Here is a 15,630-nt window from a genome sequence, read left to right as displayed (position 1 = left end):
GTGAGTTTGATTTTAAAAGAGGTCAGTCTTTCAGAGGTGAAGGACTGACCTTTAAAAGTAGAGATTTACCTGCTCTCGCTTGCTTTTTTATCTTTTTCCAGTAATACAATTAAACCGGGTAGTAAGATTCCTCTAATTAAGAAGGTATCAAGCAGAATTCCAACAGCAACAATGAAACCGAAAACAAATAATAATTGAATAGGCTGGGTCATCAAGACGGCAAAAGTTGCAGCAAGGATGATGCCTGCGGATGAAATGACTCCACCTGTGCTGGCAACAGCAATTTCCACTGCTTCCTTTACGGTATGTTTCTTTTGTTCCTCTTGGAATCTTGAGATTAGCATAATATTGTAGTCAATGCCGAGCGCTACCAAGAAAACAAACGCATATAGGGGGACGCGGTCACTGACGGTGCTGATATCGAAAAACAAATTGCTTAAAAACGTACCTAAACCAAGTGCAGCAAGGAAGGAAATTAAGATGGTCCCCATCATATAAATAGGCATCTTAAACGACTTGGTTAAGATAATTAACATGGCAAAAATTAAGATTGTCTCGAGCAGGACAATGACCAGTACATCTCGATTATTGGTCGCGCGGTCATCTACTTTGGAAGCCGTTTCTCCTGCAAAATAAAGCTTTCCATCCACACCACTGTTGTCGATTATTTTTCCGGATTTATTAATAACTTTTTCCATTGCATCGATGGTCGAAGTGAAATATGGATTTCCCTTAAAGGTCAGGCTGTAGTTAATCACCTTTTGGTCCTCTGTTATTCCGTTAACGCGGACACTGCTAACAAGCGGCTGATTTGAGAGAACTTTTTTTAATTTCTCTTGTTGTTCAACCGTCACAGGCTTTGGTGACTCCAAAATAACGGTTGTGGGAGCCAGATCCCCTTTTTCAAACTTCTTCTCTAAAATCTCATAGCCTAATCGGGATGGCATATCTTTAGGGAAAGACTTCATGGTGTCAAATTCATATTTAAGATTAAACATATTACTTGCAGCTAAGAGAAGCAAGATACCGATCGCAGCAACGGAGAGACCGGGTTTATTGGCAACAAAACGGCCTGCTTTACTCCAAAGGGAATGTTGATTAATTGGAGAATCCCCTACCTTTGGAACTTTAGGCCAGAAGGACTTTCTGCCAAAGAGGGTAAACAAGGCCGGTACAAGTGTAATTGAAGCAAGCATAATAATTAGCATCGTTGTGGCGAAGGTAGGAGCAAAATTATGATAGTCGCCCGACTTTGCAAAAAATAACACAAGCATTGCGGCGAGTACAGTTCCCCCTGAGAAGAATACAGGCGTACCTGTTTCCCTCATTGCTTCTTTCATAGCTTCATATTTATTTTCATAGGTTTTCAGCTCCTCACGGAAACGTGAGAAAACAAATAGTGAATAGTCAATCACGGCGGCAAAGAGAAGGATCGACATTATTGATACGGTTTGGCTGGTCATGACGAGTCCTGCTTTTCCCAGCAATCCGAGTGTTTGAGTCACCACCTCATAGACAAAGACTGCCGCAAGGAGTGGAATGAGTGCCAGTAATGGCGAGCGATAGATAATAATTAATAATAGAAGGATTAAACCAACGGTAGAGAAGATCAGGACTAAATCAGCACGGGAGAAAAGGTCAAGTGTATCTGTTGCAATCCCTGCGGGTCCGGTCACATACAATTTTAAATCTGTTGTGTCGTTGGTAATCTTAGTAATTTCCTCAATTGACTTTTTCACTTCCTTTGTTTCTAGGAATGAATCAAATGTCAAAGGAATGATGGCTGTCGTCTTATCAGTGGAAAAGAAACCAGCCGCAGCCTGAGGAGGCAATGCTGATAAGGAGACTACTTGTTGTACTCCTTTAATTTTTTCATTTTTAACCTGATCTAAGAGCTTCGTTAGATCATTCAGGTTGATTTCTCCAGTTTTCCTTTGGAAGACTAATATGGCCGGAAGCCCATCATTATTTTTAAAATATTGGTCAACTTTCTTTTGGGCAATGACGGATTGTGCGTCATCCGGAAGTGAAGCAATATTAGAAACCTCATAATCTCTTACACTTGGAGCAAAGACAGCTAAAAGCATAGTGAGAATTAGCCAGGAAGAAAGTGTAATCCACATTCCTTTTTTGGTTGTTACCCGGTCAGTAATCGCTTGAAGAAGATTTTTCATACATTTACTCCTTTTCTTTTGATTAGTGCCCCCTAAAGTGACACAACTGTCACTTTAGGGGGGAGAAAGAATAAACACAAGTGTTACTTTAATTATCAGTTAAAGTAACACTTGTGTCAATTATTCATTTCTTAGCATTCCATGACGAATCATTTCTTTAATTGAACGAATCCATATGGTATGAGGAATTCCAAAGTGATTAGGTATCATAATCGTTTGAAAAATAAATCCAAGTATTAACGGATCGGGCAGTGTCTCTTTCAACTTTAATTCCTGCCTGCCAAGAGAGATGAAGCCTTGTAAATGTTGATACATATTTAAATGTTTTTTGTCGAGCTTTTCGTGGTTTTCTTTGACCTTTTGATTGCCGTTAATGGGTATGCGGCGTCCTAATTCAATCATATGAGGAATGGTTGAATTCTTGAAAATAAGATTTATTAAAAAGTCAAACTGTGCATCAAATCCATCAACTGATTCAATGTCCTTTAGTTCCGCCAGAAACTGCTCCATTTCATAGAGCATATAATCTGTGATGAGTTCTTCTTTATTATCATAATACTTATAAATGGCCCCTCTGGAGATTTCCAACTGGTCAGCTAAAAGACTAAACGAAAATCCCTCATAGCCATGTGTTAAAAGCATTTGTTCGGTAGCTTGAAATAAATCATCTGTTGAAAATTTGCGTTCACGCGCCATGTGCTCACCCCAATCATATTATAGTCGATTGTGAGAGCAAAGAAAATTCCATCTAGTGATAGTGTTGTGAACAAATCCTTTTTTAGAGCAGCTTAGCTACCAATATAGAATTCCTAAGTTTGGTAGGATGGTTCAAAACTACTAAGATTGATTTTTTGAAGGTGGTGTAAAAACTAATTAAACGTTTGATTGATTTTTTAAAGGTGGTGTGAAACTAATTAAACGTTTGATTGATTTTTTTGAGGTGGCGGAAAAACTAATTAAACGTTTGATTAATATGGAATCTGCCTGATGGGAGGGGCTTTGAGCGAACTAACCAAACGTTTAATTAAAATAATGGGAGTAAGGAAAAAACTAACCAAACGTTTAATTAAATTTTATAAATGGAATATCATTTGGAAGATGGAAATATCGTTAGAGTAAAGTCAAGCCAGCCCCCCATTTGAGGCTGGCCTGTTTTATTTTTGAATATTATGTTCCTCACTCACAAATTTTGGTTCACTAGTGTTCGGTAAATACCAGAGTGTTTTTAAGGGGATACCGTTTTCCGTAAACATGGCTGTCAGTTCTTCCATGAAAATGCCTTTTATCGGATCACAAGATGGGCTGCTTTGTATTCCTAGTAAGCCCATAATTTCGTATCCATTTTTAACATAATCTTGTGCTTGCTGAAGAATGGACATTAAGATTTCCCTGCAATGTTTCCTATATTCAAGGGTATTATATTCTTCATATGTCATGGATGGACGGTCTAAACCGAGAAAGGTAAATTCCGGACAGGGAAGCTGAAGAAATCCATATCCTTGTTTTAGGGCCCACTCTACTGCTGAAAGGACGGCACCTTCTGCCCGGGCTTCGCCTTCAATCACCGTATTCTGATTTAATATGCAATGAGAGACGATTAAAATTTTTTTGCTACGCTGCATTACTTTTCCCCTTATTTATGATTTTTGAGAAATTAGGCAGACGGGAAATCATAAACGCAACCAGCAGGCAGGTAATAATTTTATCCACAAAGTTCCCAGTAATCCGTGAAATAAACGTCGAGGCAAACACGCTTTCTCCAGCAGAACGAAGCCATAAGACGACTAAGTCCATGCCGCTTCCATTTAATCCTCCATAGACCGCAACGGCAATGGGTGTTCCGATAAGCGGAGCAATAATGGATAAGATTATTCCAGTGAGTAAGGCAATGTACCATTTTCTAAAATCAAACCTTTTTGCCATGTATCCAGCAACCAATGCAATAGCAACATTGACAAGTCCAAAGAAAATCGCAGATGGTTCGGTTGTAACGCCAAGGACCATATTAGTTAACGCACCGGCCAATGCTCCCCACCATGGACCGAACAATACAGCAATAAGGACGGTTCCAATCGTATCAAGAAACAATAGTGGGATTTTCAGCGAAGAGACGACAGTGCCTAAGATAACGTTTAGTGCAATGGCCAATGCTGAGTAGGTTAAGATCATTGTCCTGTTTGTTTTCATTCTGTACTCCTCCTTGTTTAGGAACCTATTATTTCGGAAAATTCTTTAATAATGGGACGATCTTTCACATCATTTAAAGTGGTAAAATAAAAATCTCGTTGGAAGGGTTCGAATTTTTCGATAATTTGAATCCGATTTGCTTTGGCAGCTGGCTGTGCGGCAAGTTTTGAGACAAAACTAATCCCAAGTCCTGCTTCTACAGCGGCAATGACGGCTTCAGTACTGCCGATGGATACAACAGAGTTTAAATCAGCAAGTGAATGGGAATGGATTGATAGATAATCCTCCATAACCTTTCGGGTACCAGAACCCTCCTCTCTAATCACAAAATCAAACTGTTTAATTTGTTCAAAGGTTGGCTCCTTTGAAAGCCCCAATGGATGGTGAGAGGGTGCAATTAATACAAGGGCATCAGAGGAAACCTGTTTATAGCTAAGTTCTTTCGAGTCAGAAGGCAGCCCGGTAATGCTGACATCCACGAGCTGACTCTGAAGTTTCTTAAGAGTCTCTTTGGAATCACTAATCTCAACGGTTACAGCTACATTCGGATAGAGACTTCGGAATTTTTTAACCCAGCTGGGGACCAGGTAAGTACCAGGGATGGTGCTGGCTCCAATGGTTAGGGTTCCTGTCAAGGTGTTCTCAAAGACACGGAGGTCATCTTCAAGCTTGCGCCAGCGCTGTACCATCTCTTTAGAGGCTTGGTAAACAAGCATACCTGCTGCTGTTGGCTGGATGCCCGAACTTCCTCGGTCTAAGAGGTCTAGCCCCAGCTCTTCTTCTAAACTCTTGATTTTTAAACTAGTGGCCGGTTGAGAACTTTTAAGAGCGATGGCTGCTTCGGAAAAACTTTTCTTTTCAATAACTAAAATAAATGCTTCAAGCTTAGTTAAGTTCATAAATTCTCCATGGGGTATAAAATTTTTTAATGCTTTGTATAATTAATCTTAATGGAAATAATTGAGTTTTATAACCGTAAAATAAAAGAATATTTGTCTATTTTGGTAATAATTACTTCTAGGGACTATTTATTAAGGGGGGATCAAGTTTAACTGCAGTTAGTTGCTGGCATTTGCGGTGTGTATCAAGTGGGAGATTAAATTGATGGGAAGATTACTGGGATGAAGCAATTGACGGGTTTAGCTTTTTTGAAAAAAGGTAGTTGTTTTAGACAAAATATGTGGACTTAGATAGAAGTTGTCCAATAGCGGAGTCCTAATGGACAAAAACAGGGGTAATCCGAAAAAACTGTCCAATAGAAGAGGTTCTATTGGACAAAAAAATTCCCATCTTTGAGAAACTGTCCAATAGAACGCTTCTAAAGGACAAAATCTCTGACCCGAGAAAAAAATTGTCCAATAGCGGAGTCCTAATGGACAAAAACAGGGGTAATCCGAAAAAACTGTCCAATAGAGGAGGTTCTATTGGACAGAAAAGTTCCCATCTTTAAGAAATTGTCCAATAGAACGCTTCTAAAGGACAAAATTTCTGGCCGGAGAAAAAAATTGTCCAATAGCAAAACTCCTATTGGACAAAATGATCTAATTTTCCCAAAGTAAATGCCAGCCAACCGATTAAACTAGAAAGTATCACTCATAATAAACCCATCGACGGTTTCCGATCAAATTAAAGTTCCTTTCAAGAATTCGGTTTATTCTCCGCTTACACTCCACGACCTGGCACCATTCATATATTATACTGGTTGTAACTCTTCTGTCAGGAAAAAGAAGACGTAACTCGGCCACATTCCGTAATACAGCTGATTCCACCTCCTCTTCATGACCGCATTCCCCACAAACACAATGTTTACCACGGAGAAAAATCGAAAAAGAATGACATACCTGACAAGTAATACCCTTTTTTAACTGTTCATAACTAAAGGCCGGCAAAGTAGAATAGGGTGATTTATCAATATGAAGTGAGACTAGTTTATCCGCAAGCCGTTCGTGCTTACTAGTTAATTTCGATGGGGTAGTGTTCATTTTATTTAAATGGCGTTTAACTTGTGTTGGGAGAATTATTTGCTCATCACGCGGGGCTTGGTATAAGGAAAATTCAGGATTGATATGAACAACCCAAGGTTCAATTGGTATAGGAAATCCAAGATTCTGAAGCAGTTGGCGGAGGAGAGAGGAACAGCGGTCCAATTGGAGTAGAGGATCTTTTCGTTCTTTTCCGTTTATAGAATAGAACTTTTTATTTTCATAGAAGTAGTCACCTTCAAAGTTTTTCACTTCGTTCAGGAAAATAAGATGCTGCATTATAATCAATGAATCAATTTGGAATTTTGTATGGTTGATCTCAAGTAGCAACCCATTTAAAATAAGACAATCACATTCAAGTTTTTCCGTCAACGAATTGAAAATCACCTCACCTTCATACCCTCTTTTTAGATTGAAAAAATTTTGCCTGTCCTCCTTTGGTAAATCCATGCGTGTGTTTAAATAGTTGAGGATAACTAAGTCTGTAGGCATAGTTAAAGCCCTTTTAATCATGTAATCCACTTCCTTTCTATTAACCACTTCTATATTACTAAAAAGTTATTCGGTAATAGGTGGAAACTTTGAAAACATTTACAAATAAAACCTAAGTACTATCCATAAAACTTATTGACAATCCATAAATCAATTTGAATCGAAGAACCAGCTATGTTATAGTAAAATATGACCAGAGAACTAAATTAGTCAAATAGGAGGGTTGTATAATGGCTCCCGACAGAAGAACCATGATTGTAGAAGCGGCAACAAAGTCCTTTTCTTTATTCGGCTATAAGGCCACCACCATGGACCAGGTAGCAAGGCTCGCTAATGTTGGAAAAGGAACCATTTATACCTTTTTTAAAAATAAAGAAGAACTATTTGAAGAAATCATCTCTAAATTAGTAAAAGAAATGATTGCCGAGGCAGAAGCTGTTATCGAACCCCGTTTACCATTTACGGAAAATGTCCATCGGGCTCTAACTCGATTATTAGCTTTTCGTTCTCAGCACCAGCTGATGATCAAGCTTGTTCAAGAGGAAAAAGAAATGGGTACATTAGCGGTATCTGATATGTTACGGCATGTTGAGGATGAAATCATTGCTTATTTAAGAAAAAAGATTGAAATAGCGATTGAAAAGGGAGCTATCCCGCCTGGAAATACAGAGGTTATTAGTTTTCTTTTGTTAAAAATGTACATAGCCCTTGTTTCCGATTGGGAAAGGAATCATGAACCATTAAGTTCCGAGCAAATTGCCGAGGTCATGAAAATCTTTCTTGTAGGCGGAAAGCCGAAATAAAAAGACTTGTGAGCACTCACAAGTCTTTTTTTCTAGCTCCAGCGCCTTGAGGCCCTAAGTTCAAAGCCGCTCTTCAGGGCGCTTTCGCTTTTTTTTGTGTATTCATAATAAAACTGTCCTGAGGACCGTGCCGCCGAGATTTTTTCTTTATTTGAATGAGTATATTCTTCCATTAAAGATAAAAAGGTTCCAGATAGGAATAGGACGATAGAGGCGGCGGTTATACCGATGCCGAGTCCAAGTATAAGATTGTAATCGCTTGCAAAAATTCCGAATAAAAGAAAGATGATTCCAAATCCCCCACCGTAGGCTGCTGCCATTTTAAAAGCCTGTAAATTCTTTACCTGTTTTTCATGCATCTCAACCACTCCCCTTTATACTGAATATTCTACCAATTGTCACAGAATTGTCAAACTTTTTTTGAAATAATGTTGGAGCCATTGACAAATGGCTCCTTTGATTTACTGTCTTTTACTCAAATTTTCCTGTGCCATTTTGACTAGTTCACGGACCATGCTGCCGCCTAGTCGGCCGCCGACCTTCCCAGCCTGTTCAGATGTAAGCTGGCCATTATACCCCTTTTTCAGAGGAACACCTACTTCCTCAGCTGCTTCAAATTTAGCATTCTCAGGGCTTCTCGATTGGACCACTCTGGCTTTTAAAGCGTCTAATCCATTACGGGCTTCTGGAACAAGTATTTTATTACGTCTTGACATGAAAATCCCTCCTTTACAGTAAGGATTCCCAAATGAAAAAAATAATCAACGCCTATGGATAAATCCTAATCTTTCCAGTATAATAACTGGTAATCAAACTGCAAAATCTATGAAAAAGAGAGTAGTTATCTGGGAATTCCTAGCGAGTCAGGGACGGTGGAAGCCTGACATAGAGCAGATAATGAAGCGCACTTTGGAGATGCCAGCCTGAATGAAGTAGGGTGAGGCCGGAGATTCCTCCGTTACAAAAGAAAGCTGGTTCTTGTGAACAATTAGAGTGGTACCGCGGGAAATATAAACTCTCGTCTCTTATATAGAGGCGAGGGTTTTTTTATTTATTTTTATAGAAAAAGGAGGTATTTAATAATGAACTATAAAAAGGAGCTGGCATCCATACTCAATGGACTGCTGGACCAAGAAATTTCAACTTCACAATTGGAAATTTTAATTGAAAAACCAAAAAATCCAGATCATGGAGATTTAGCATTCCCCTGTTTTACACTTGCTAAATTAAAACGAAAATCACCTCATGTCATTGCCACCGAACTAAGTATGCAAATTAAATCACCAGCTTTCGATAAAGTAGAGGTCGCAGGCGGGTATTTGAATATCTTTTTAAATAAAAAGCTTGTATCTGAAAAACTAATTAATCAAGTGATTACGGAAAAGGGACAATTTGCCGCACTTGATTTCGGGAAGGGTAACACGGTAACGATTGATATGTCATCGCCGAATATTGCCAAGCCATTTTCAATGGGACATTTGCGTTCGACCGTAATCGGTAATGCCTTATCTCATATTGCAGAAAAATGCGGCTATAAGCCGTTCAAGATTAACCACCTTGGCGATTGGGGTACACAGTTTGGCAAACTAATTACAGCCTATAAACTTTGGGGCGAAGAAGAAAAAGTTAAACAAAATCCAATCAAAGAACTCCTGTCCCTGTATATTAAGTTCCATGACGAGGCAGAAGGGGACTCATCGTTAGAAGATGAGGGCCGCAGCTGGTTTAAAAAGCTGGAGGATGGAAATGAGGAGGCCCTGAAGCTTTGGCAGTGGTTCCGCGATGAATCACTAAAAGAGTTCTCGCGAATATATGACCTGATGAATGTCGAATTCGATTCGTTTGCGGGTGAAGCGTTTTACAATGACAAAATGGATCGGATTGTCAAACTGCTTGAGGAAAAGCAGCTTTTAGTAGAATCTGATCAGGCGATGGTCGTCGATTTAACAGAGGAACAGCTCCCGCCCTGTCTAATCAAAAAGTCGGATGGGGCTACACTTTATGCCACCCGCGATTTGGCAGCAGCACTGTATCGTAAAGAAAACTATGATTTTGTTCAGTCGTTATATGTGGTGGGCCATGAACAAAGTCTGCATTTCAAGCAGCTTATAGCAGTACTGGGTAAAATGGGCTATAACTGGGCTGAGAAAATGGTTCATGTCCCATTTGGTATGATGTTAAAAGACGGCAAAAAGATGTCAACACGTAAGGGTAAGGTTGTTTTATTAGAGGAAGTATTGACCGAGTCAATTGCAATGGCACGTCATAATATTGAAGAAAAGAATCCGAATTTGCTCAACAAGGACCAGGTAGCAAAACAGGTGGGCGTAGGAGCGGTTATTTTCCATGATTTAAAAAATAACCGTATGAATGATATTGAATTCTCCCTTGAGGAAATGCTCCGGTTCGAAGGAGAGACAGGACCATATGTACAGTACACCTTTGCACGTGCATGCTCGATTTTACGAAAAGGGGATTATCATGCAGAGGCTCTTGCCGAAAATGAGCCAAACACGTGGGAAAAGGAATGGAAAGTAGCAAGTCTCTTGCTGGACTTTGCACCGGCGATTAAGCGGGCGTGTGAGAATCATGATCCGTCGCTTGTCGCCAAGTACATTATTGATGTAGCGCAAAGCTTTAACAAGTACTATGCAGAAGTGAAAATCCTCGAGGAAAATGAAAATCTAGCGTCCCGCCTAGCCCTTGTCTATTCGGTTACCGTAGTCCTTAAAGAGGGCCTGCGCCTGTTAGGTATTGAAGCACCCGAAGAAATGTAAAGGCGTTTCATTTAATAATAATTCAATATTGAGTATAGAATAGAGCGTGAAGGTAAGAGAGGAGAAGATAAGATGAGTGAACTTTTATTAAAAAGCTTTGAGCTTACAAGAAGTAAATTAGTAAGAAATGTAGAAACACTTAATGAGGCAAATACGGATGTACAGCCAGTGGGATTTAACAATACCATTCATTGGCATGTTGGGCATGTCCTAACAGTTGCAGAACAAGTTATGTTTGGTTTTCCTAAAAAGTCAACCAGTCTCCCTGCTAATTATATGGAGCTTTTTGCTACTGGCACAAAACCAGCTGACTGGCAAGGTGAGGTTCCATCCATACAAGAATTAGCGGAGCAGTTAAAAGACCAAATTAAACGAATCAAGGGAATTCCGGCCGAAAGCTTTAGTGAAAGGTTAAAAACACCATTTCTTGGTCAAGAAACCTATGGGGAACTTGCTAATTTTGCTATCTTTCATGAGGCGAACCATCTAGGTCAAATCCAAGCGATGAACCGAGTAATTGAGACAGCAAACACCAAATAATTTTCGCAGAAAGTCGTTTCTATTGATTAATAGAAACGGCTTTTCATACATATAAGGGAAGGAGATTCTTTGCTTTATGGAAAAACAGCTTCAGAAAGAAAAGATTTGGACAAAAGACTTTATACTGATTTGTTTGGCTAATTTCTTTATCTTTCTTGGGTTTCAAATGACACTTCCGACCATTCCACTGTTTGTGGAAGACTTAGGCGGCAATGATCAACTGATTGGCTTTGTTGTCGGAATATTTACGTTTTCTGCGTTATTGCTTCGTCCTTATGTAGGTAAGGCTCTTGAAACAAAAGGTAGAAAATTTGTGTATATAATCGGCTTGGCTATCTTTGTAGTTTCAGTCGGTTCTTTTGGTTTCTTAACTAGTATCGTTCTGTTATTTATGATGCGGGTCGTACAAGGTGGCGGCTGGGGCTTTTCTACAACCGCATCAGGAACGATCGCCTCAGATTTAATTCCTGTCTCGAGGCGGGGGGAAGGGATGGGCTTTTATGGACTTTCAGGTAACTTGGCACTGGCGTTTGGCCCTTCACTAGGTCTGATTTTAACAGGGATTATCCCTTTTAAACCATTTTTTCTTCTTTGCGCTGGCTTAGGCTTGGCTGCACTGATTCTCTCATTGAGAATCACCTATAAAAAAGTTGATCCCAAACCGGTGAGAGGAAAAACCAAACTTGATCTGTATGAAAAAGGGGCCTTAAAGCCATCCGCTCTAATGTTTTTTATTACGTTTACTTTTGGCGGGATTGCCGCTTTTCTCCCGTTATATACAGCCGAGAAACATATTTCGGGGATTCAATTATACTTTTTATTCTACGCATTGGCTTTAATGATCACGAGAACTTTTGCCGGTCAGTTATATGATCGAAAAGGACTTCGGACCATTTTTATTCCGGGAACCTTGCTCATTTTAGCCGCTATGATCCTGCTAGCGTGGCTGCCTAATAGCCTAATCTTATATCTTGCGGCGATTCTTTATGGATTGGGTTTTGGGACGGTCCAGCCAGCTCTTCAGGCTTGGTCGATTGAAAAGGTGTCCGTCAACCGAAGAGGAATGGCGACAGCCACCTTCTATTCCTTTTTTGACCTGGGAATCGGCCTGGGTGCCATGATATTCGGCCAAATAAGCCATCTCCTTGGCTATAGCAGTATTTATCGTACAGCGGCTGTTTCAATTGCTGTTTCAATGCTGCTCTATTTCTATTTCTTACATAGGGATAGCTTAAGGTCCCGAAGAATGGGTAATTAAAAGGTATGGATTCGATCCATACCTTTTTCGACCCTTTGGGATAAAAATGGATGATTCCGTTGGAAATGGAAACAGTAAAGGTAGCTATCAATTTTTTTAATGATAGACGCTTACATAAACGGCGTTCATCAAAATGTTAAATATTGTGGCTCTTTTTAAAAGAAATACTTCATATTAACAACGCTGTTGTGATAAAATCAATCGGTAATTCTACTTCAAAAAGTGGTGGGTGAAAATCACGTGCTTTCTTCTTTTAAACGTTTTTTAATCGGCCGTCCGTTAAAGTCGACGGAATTAGGCGAGCAAAAGTTAGGTATTTTAAAGGCGTTAGCCATTCTATCTTCAGATGCCTTGTCATCAGTAGCTTACGGGACTGAACAAATCCTGATTGTACTAGCAACGATTAGCGTTGTGGCCTTCTGGTATTCCGTACCTATTGCGGTTGGGGTACTATTTCTCTTAGCTGCACTCATATTATCTTATCGGCAAATTATTTATTCGTATCCTCATGGCGGAGGGGCTTACGTCGTATCGAAAGAAAATATCGGGGAGAAGGCGGGGTTGATTGCCGGAGGCTCCTTATTAGTTGATTACATCTTAACGGTGGCAGTAAGTGTTACAGCCGGTACTGATGCAATCACATCTGCATTTCCGTCGTTACATGAACACACTGTTTCCATTGCCTGTGTGTTAGTTATATTGATTACGATTTTAAATCTGCGCGGATTAACTGAATCTGCCACCATTTTGGCTTATCCAGTCTATTTATTTGTGATTGCTCTGTTTTTATTAATTGGTGTCGGGATCTTTAGGGTTCTAACGGGGGATGTTTCTCCATCTGCTCATCATGCCGCAATTGGAGCACCTGTTCAGGGAATTACCTTATTCCTGCTTCTCCGTGCTTTTGCATCAGGATGCTCAGCCTTAACAGGGGTGGAAGCCATATCTAACGCAATTCCAACCTTTAAAGATCCGGCACCTAATAATGCCGCGAAAACATTGGTATTAATGGGTTCTCTTTTGGCTTTGTTATTTTCAGGAATTACCTTTTTGGCCTATTATTACGGAATTGCACCGAAGGCAGACGAGACCGTTGTTTCACAAATTGCTAAAGAAACATTTGGCCGTAATTATCTTTACTTCTTTGTACAAGGGACAACAGCCTTGATTTTGGTACTAGCTGCAAATACCGGCTATTCAGCTTTTCCGCTATTAGCGTTTGCTCTTGCAAAAGATAAATACATGCCGAGGATGTTTACAATTCGAGGAGACCGTCTTGGTTATTCTAATGGGATTGTGTCCTTAGGAGTTGCTTCCATCATTTTAATCATCGTATCAAAGGGTCAGACGGAGCACCTAATCCCTCTTTATGCTGTTGGGGTGTTTATTCCGTTTACCTTATCGCAAACAGGGATGATTATTAAATGGCTGCGTTCAAAACCAACTGGCTGGGTAGCAAAATTAAGCGCCAATCTAATTGGTGCCCTGATTACTTTAACGGTATTAATCATTTTCTTTGTAACAAAATTTAGTCAAGTATGGTTTGTCATTATATTCTTGCCGTTAATTGTCCTCATGTTTAAACGAATTAATTCGCATTATGAGTCCGTTGGGGAACAGTTACGAATTCATCCGGAAGATGAAGCATTGCCAATTCAAGGAAATGTGATTATTGTTCCGGTTGCTGGAATCACCAAAGTCGTAGAAAACTCAATCAATTATGCCAAATCTCTAACGGATCAAATTTTTGCGGTTTATGTTTCCTTTGATCGTGAAGATGAAAAACGATTTGAGGAAAAATGGCAGAAGTGGCAGCCTGATGTCCGGTTGGTCACCTTGCACTCACACTATCGCAGCATTTTAAGTCCATTATCAAAGTTTATTGATACCGTGGAGCACAAGGCGAGTGAAAATAATTATCGAGTTACCGTACTGATTCCGCAGTTTATTACGAAAAAAAGCTGGCACAATATCCTGCACAACCAATCAAGTTTGTTAATTCGTGCCTACCTGATTTTTAAGAAGAAAGTTATTGTGGCAACACTTCCTTTTCATTTTAAAAAATAGGAATGGCTTTTTTAAAGGAAAATATACTTATAAAAAATGGTTTTCTAGGGTTCCGTGGTCTAAGACCGGTCTGGTCCGAGAGAAAACGTACAGAAGCCTCTGCTTCTGTATCCACGGAAGGAGAAAAGCCTGGGAGAAATGGTCGTGCAGCGATCTTTCTTTCAGGTTTTTTATTTTGGATAGGAAGGGGTTTTTGATTTTGGAAATTTTGCTTGAAAATAAATGGGTAATATTAGTCAGTCTTGAGGTATTGGCATGGACGTCCACTTTTTTTCTTTTATATGCACGGTATCGGCTTGAATCTAACTTTTGGTTTAAGGTGGCGACGGTTTTATTCGCCTTAACAGGTGTTATTCCGCAAGTGCTTATGGGGATACTAAATTTTATTTCATCGAAACGAATTGATCTGTTTACGTTGATCATTCTCTTGCTCCTTTTATATGGCTTTACCATTGGAAAACAACATGTAAAAAGGCTTGATGCCTGGGCCAAAACAAAATTTTCGAAGCAATCGACATGAAAAAACCACCGTGAGTATTATTCGGTGGGTTTCTTCATTTTTTTAACTAAATAATAGATAGCACCTAACACAATAGCCGCAATAATAAGTGGCAAAACATAAGGCTGTGCGACCTCTTTTACATGTGACCAGTTGCTGCCTAACGCCTTTCCTAAATACAAGAATAGGATTGACCAAGGCAATATGGCTGCGACACTATAAAGAATAAATTTACTGGCTGGCATTTTGGCAATCCCTGCAGGAATAGAGATCGCATGCCTTACTACGGGAATAAACCGAGCAGAAAAGATGACTCCGGCTCCATACTTTTCAAACCAGTGTTCTGCGACATCAATATGTTTCTTTTTAATGAGGATATATTTCCCGTATTTCTCCAAAAAAGGTCTCCCGCCATAATAGCCGGCCCAATATAAAAATAGCTGGGCAATTGTTCCGCCAATTGTCCCGGCAATCACAGCGCCGATAAAATTCAGATGTCCCTGTGAAACCATATAGCCGCCATAGCCTAAAACAATTTCACTGGGGATGATTTCAATCATCAGTCCTAAAGCAACACCAAAATAGCCTAACTGTGATAAGAATTCCAAAATAGAGCTAATATAGTCTGTCATAATTCACCTTCGCTTATTTCTTGGTAACAAAATTATGTTTCTTATTTTATACCAGTTTGTCTCATATTGAAATAAATATGGTGGTACTTTAGAAATCATGCCTGATTCAAAATGTGACTTCTAGTATTAACGATTTCGTTAAGCGAAAGGTTTCATTTTTTTGGTAATTTAAAAAGTAGGCTGTGTGTATCTTGAATGTTGATTTCCGCTCCAGGCGGC

15 protein-coding genes, 1 riboswitch and 1 other annotated feature are annotated in these 15,630 nt (G+C 39.6%); of the genes, 6 read left to right on the top strand and 9 right to left on the bottom strand.

The window, feature by feature from the left end; genetic code table 11:
* Nucleotides 1-65 precede the first annotated feature (65 nt).
* The 6 genes from V7077_RS01855 to V7077_RS01830 form a co-directional block, all read right to left on the bottom strand.
* Entirely contained in the window at nt 66-2,174 is a 2,109-nt protein-coding gene (locus tag V7077_RS01855) for an MMPL family transporter (protein WP_335498139.1), read from the bottom strand.
* A gap of 120 nt (nt 2,175-2,294) precedes the next feature.
* Nucleotides 2,295-2,870, bottom strand: a complete 576-nt coding sequence (locus V7077_RS01850) for a TetR/AcrR family transcriptional regulator (RefSeq protein ID WP_335498138.1) — start codon at nt 2,868-2,870, stop codon at nt 2,295-2,297.
* A 458-nt stretch (nt 2,871-3,328) separates the two neighbouring features.
* Nucleotides 3,329-3,796 carry a CD3072 family TudS-related putative desulfidase gene (locus V7077_RS01845; RefSeq protein ID WP_335498137.1) on the bottom strand — a complete coding sequence of 156 codons (468 nt, stop codon included), beginning with the start codon at nt 3,794-3,796 and terminating at the stop codon, nt 3,329-3,331.
* The gene (locus V7077_RS01840; protein ID WP_335498136.1) at nt 3,786-4,361 is read right to left on the bottom strand and encodes a CD3073 family putative ECF transporter S component; all 576 of its coding nucleotides are present in this window, start codon (nt 4,359-4,361) and stop codon (nt 3,786-3,788) included. Before V7077_RS01840 ends, V7077_RS01845 begins: the two co-directional genes overlap by 11 nt.
* Before the next feature lie 17 nt (nt 4,362-4,378).
* Nucleotides 4,379-5,260, bottom strand: a complete 882-nt coding sequence (locus V7077_RS01835; protein ID WP_335498135.1) for a selenium metabolism-associated LysR family transcriptional regulator — start codon at nt 5,258-5,260, stop codon at nt 4,379-4,381.
* A gap of 690 nt (nt 5,261-5,950) precedes the next feature.
* A complete protein-coding gene (locus V7077_RS01830) occupies nt 5,951-6,856 on the bottom strand; it encodes a nuclease-related domain-containing protein (RefSeq protein ID WP_335498134.1) in 906 nt (301 codons plus the stop codon).
* Nucleotides 6,857-7,065: 209 nt separating this feature from the next.
* On the opposite strand from V7077_RS01830, the gene V7077_RS01825 reads away from it, so the two are divergent.
* On the top strand, nt 7,066-7,638 hold the full coding sequence (locus tag V7077_RS01825; protein ID WP_335498133.1) for a TetR/AcrR family transcriptional regulator: 573 nt from the start codon (nt 7,066-7,068) through the stop codon (nt 7,636-7,638).
* 32 nt (nt 7,639-7,670) lie between these two features.
* Here the strand turns inward: V7077_RS01825 and V7077_RS01820 are convergent, their stop codons facing one another.
* Nucleotides 7,671-7,997: a hypothetical protein gene (locus V7077_RS01820; RefSeq protein WP_335498132.1), complete on the bottom strand. Its 327-nt coding sequence runs from the start codon at nt 7,995-7,997 to the stop codon at nt 7,671-7,673.
* 102 nt (nt 7,998-8,099) lie between these two features.
* Nucleotides 8,100-8,354 (bottom strand): alpha/beta-type small acid-soluble spore protein, encoded by a 255-nt coding sequence (locus V7077_RS01815; RefSeq protein ID WP_335498131.1) that lies wholly within the window; start codon nt 8,352-8,354, stop codon nt 8,100-8,102.
* A gap of 100 nt (nt 8,355-8,454) precedes the next feature.
* Nucleotides 8,455-8,667 (top strand) — a binding site (T-box leader).
* A gap of 53 nt (nt 8,668-8,720) precedes the next feature.
* On the opposite strand from V7077_RS01815, the gene argS reads away from it, so the two are divergent.
* The 5 genes from argS to V7077_RS01790 all read left to right on the top strand — a co-directional run bounded on the left by argS (nt 8,721) and on the right by V7077_RS01790 (nt 14,800).
* Complete coding sequence (gene argS, locus V7077_RS01810; RefSeq protein ID WP_335498130.1) at nt 8,721-10,415, top strand: arginine--tRNA ligase; 1,695 nt, start codon at nt 8,721-8,723, stop codon at nt 10,413-10,415.
* 72 nt (nt 10,416-10,487) lie between these two features.
* A complete protein-coding gene (locus V7077_RS01805; protein ID WP_335498129.1) occupies nt 10,488-10,955 on the top strand; it encodes a DinB family protein in 468 nt (155 codons plus the stop codon).
* Between the two features lie 76 nt (nt 10,956-11,031).
* Nucleotides 11,032-12,213: an MFS transporter gene (locus tag V7077_RS01800; RefSeq protein ID WP_335498128.1), complete on the top strand. Its 1,182-nt coding sequence runs from the start codon at nt 11,032-11,034 to the stop codon at nt 12,211-12,213.
* Between the two features lie 240 nt (nt 12,214-12,453).
* Nucleotides 12,454-14,280 carry an APC family permease gene (locus tag V7077_RS01795; RefSeq protein ID WP_335498127.1) on the top strand — a complete coding sequence of 609 codons (1,827 nt, stop codon included), beginning with the start codon at nt 12,454-12,456 and terminating at the stop codon, nt 14,278-14,280.
* Between the two features lie 33 nt (nt 14,281-14,313).
* Nucleotides 14,314-14,418: riboswitch (guanidine-I (ykkC/yxkD leader) on the top strand.
* Nucleotides 14,419-14,479: 61 nt separating this feature from the next.
* The gene (locus V7077_RS01790; protein ID WP_335498126.1) at nt 14,480-14,800 is read left to right on the top strand and encodes a hypothetical protein; all 321 of its coding nucleotides are present in this window, start codon (nt 14,480-14,482) and stop codon (nt 14,798-14,800) included.
* Between the two features lie 17 nt (nt 14,801-14,817).
* Here the strand turns inward: V7077_RS01790 and V7077_RS01785 are convergent, their stop codons facing one another.
* Nucleotides 14,818-15,414 carry a DedA family protein gene (locus V7077_RS01785; protein WP_335498162.1) on the bottom strand — a complete coding sequence of 199 codons (597 nt, stop codon included), beginning with the start codon at nt 15,412-15,414 and terminating at the stop codon, nt 14,818-14,820.
* Nucleotides 15,415-15,630 lie beyond the last annotated feature (216 nt).

Source organism: Neobacillus vireti (assembly GCF_036962465.1).
GTDB lineage: Bacteria > Bacillota > Bacilli > Bacillales > Cytobacillaceae > Neobacillus > Neobacillus vireti_B.
Note: the sequence above shows the minus strand (reverse complement) of the source record. Positions and strands in the feature narration are given on the sequence as shown.

Bases quoted from the DNA above. Each gene is read 5' to 3' on its own strand.
- V7077_RS01855 (WP_335498139.1), bottom strand. From the start codon at position 2,174: ATGAAAAATCTTCTTCAAGCGATTACTGACCGGGTAACAACCAAAAAA.
- V7077_RS01850 (WP_335498138.1), bottom strand. From the start codon at position 2,870: ATGGCGCGTGAACGCAAATTTTCAACAGATGATTTATTTCAAGCTACC.
- V7077_RS01845 (WP_335498137.1), bottom strand. From the start codon at position 3,796: ATGCAGCGTAGCAAAAAAATTTTAATCGTCTCTCATTGCATATTAAAT.
- V7077_RS01840 (WP_335498136.1), bottom strand. From the start codon at position 4,361: ATGAAAACAAACAGGACAATGATCTTAACCTACTCAGCATTGGCCATT.
- V7077_RS01835 (WP_335498135.1), bottom strand. From the start codon at position 5,260: ATGAACTTAACTAAGCTTGAAGCATTTATTTTAGTTATTGAAAAGAAA.
- V7077_RS01830 (WP_335498134.1), bottom strand. From the start codon at position 6,856: ATGATTAAAAGGGCTTTAACTATGCCTACAGACTTAGTTATCCTCAAC.
- V7077_RS01825 (WP_335498133.1), top strand. From the start codon at position 7,066: ATGGCTCCCGACAGAAGAACCATGATTGTAGAAGCGGCAACAAAGTCC.
- V7077_RS01820 (WP_335498132.1), bottom strand. From the start codon at position 7,997: ATGCATGAAAAACAGGTAAAGAATTTACAGGCTTTTAAAATGGCAGCA.
- V7077_RS01815 (WP_335498131.1), bottom strand. From the start codon at position 8,354: ATGTCAAGACGTAATAAAATACTTGTTCCAGAAGCCCGTAATGGATTA.
- argS (WP_335498130.1), top strand. From the start codon at position 8,721: ATGAACTATAAAAAGGAGCTGGCATCCATACTCAATGGACTGCTGGAC.
- V7077_RS01805 (WP_335498129.1), top strand. From the start codon at position 10,488: ATGAGTGAACTTTTATTAAAAAGCTTTGAGCTTACAAGAAGTAAATTA.
- V7077_RS01800 (WP_335498128.1), top strand. From the start codon at position 11,032: ATGGAAAAACAGCTTCAGAAAGAAAAGATTTGGACAAAAGACTTTATA.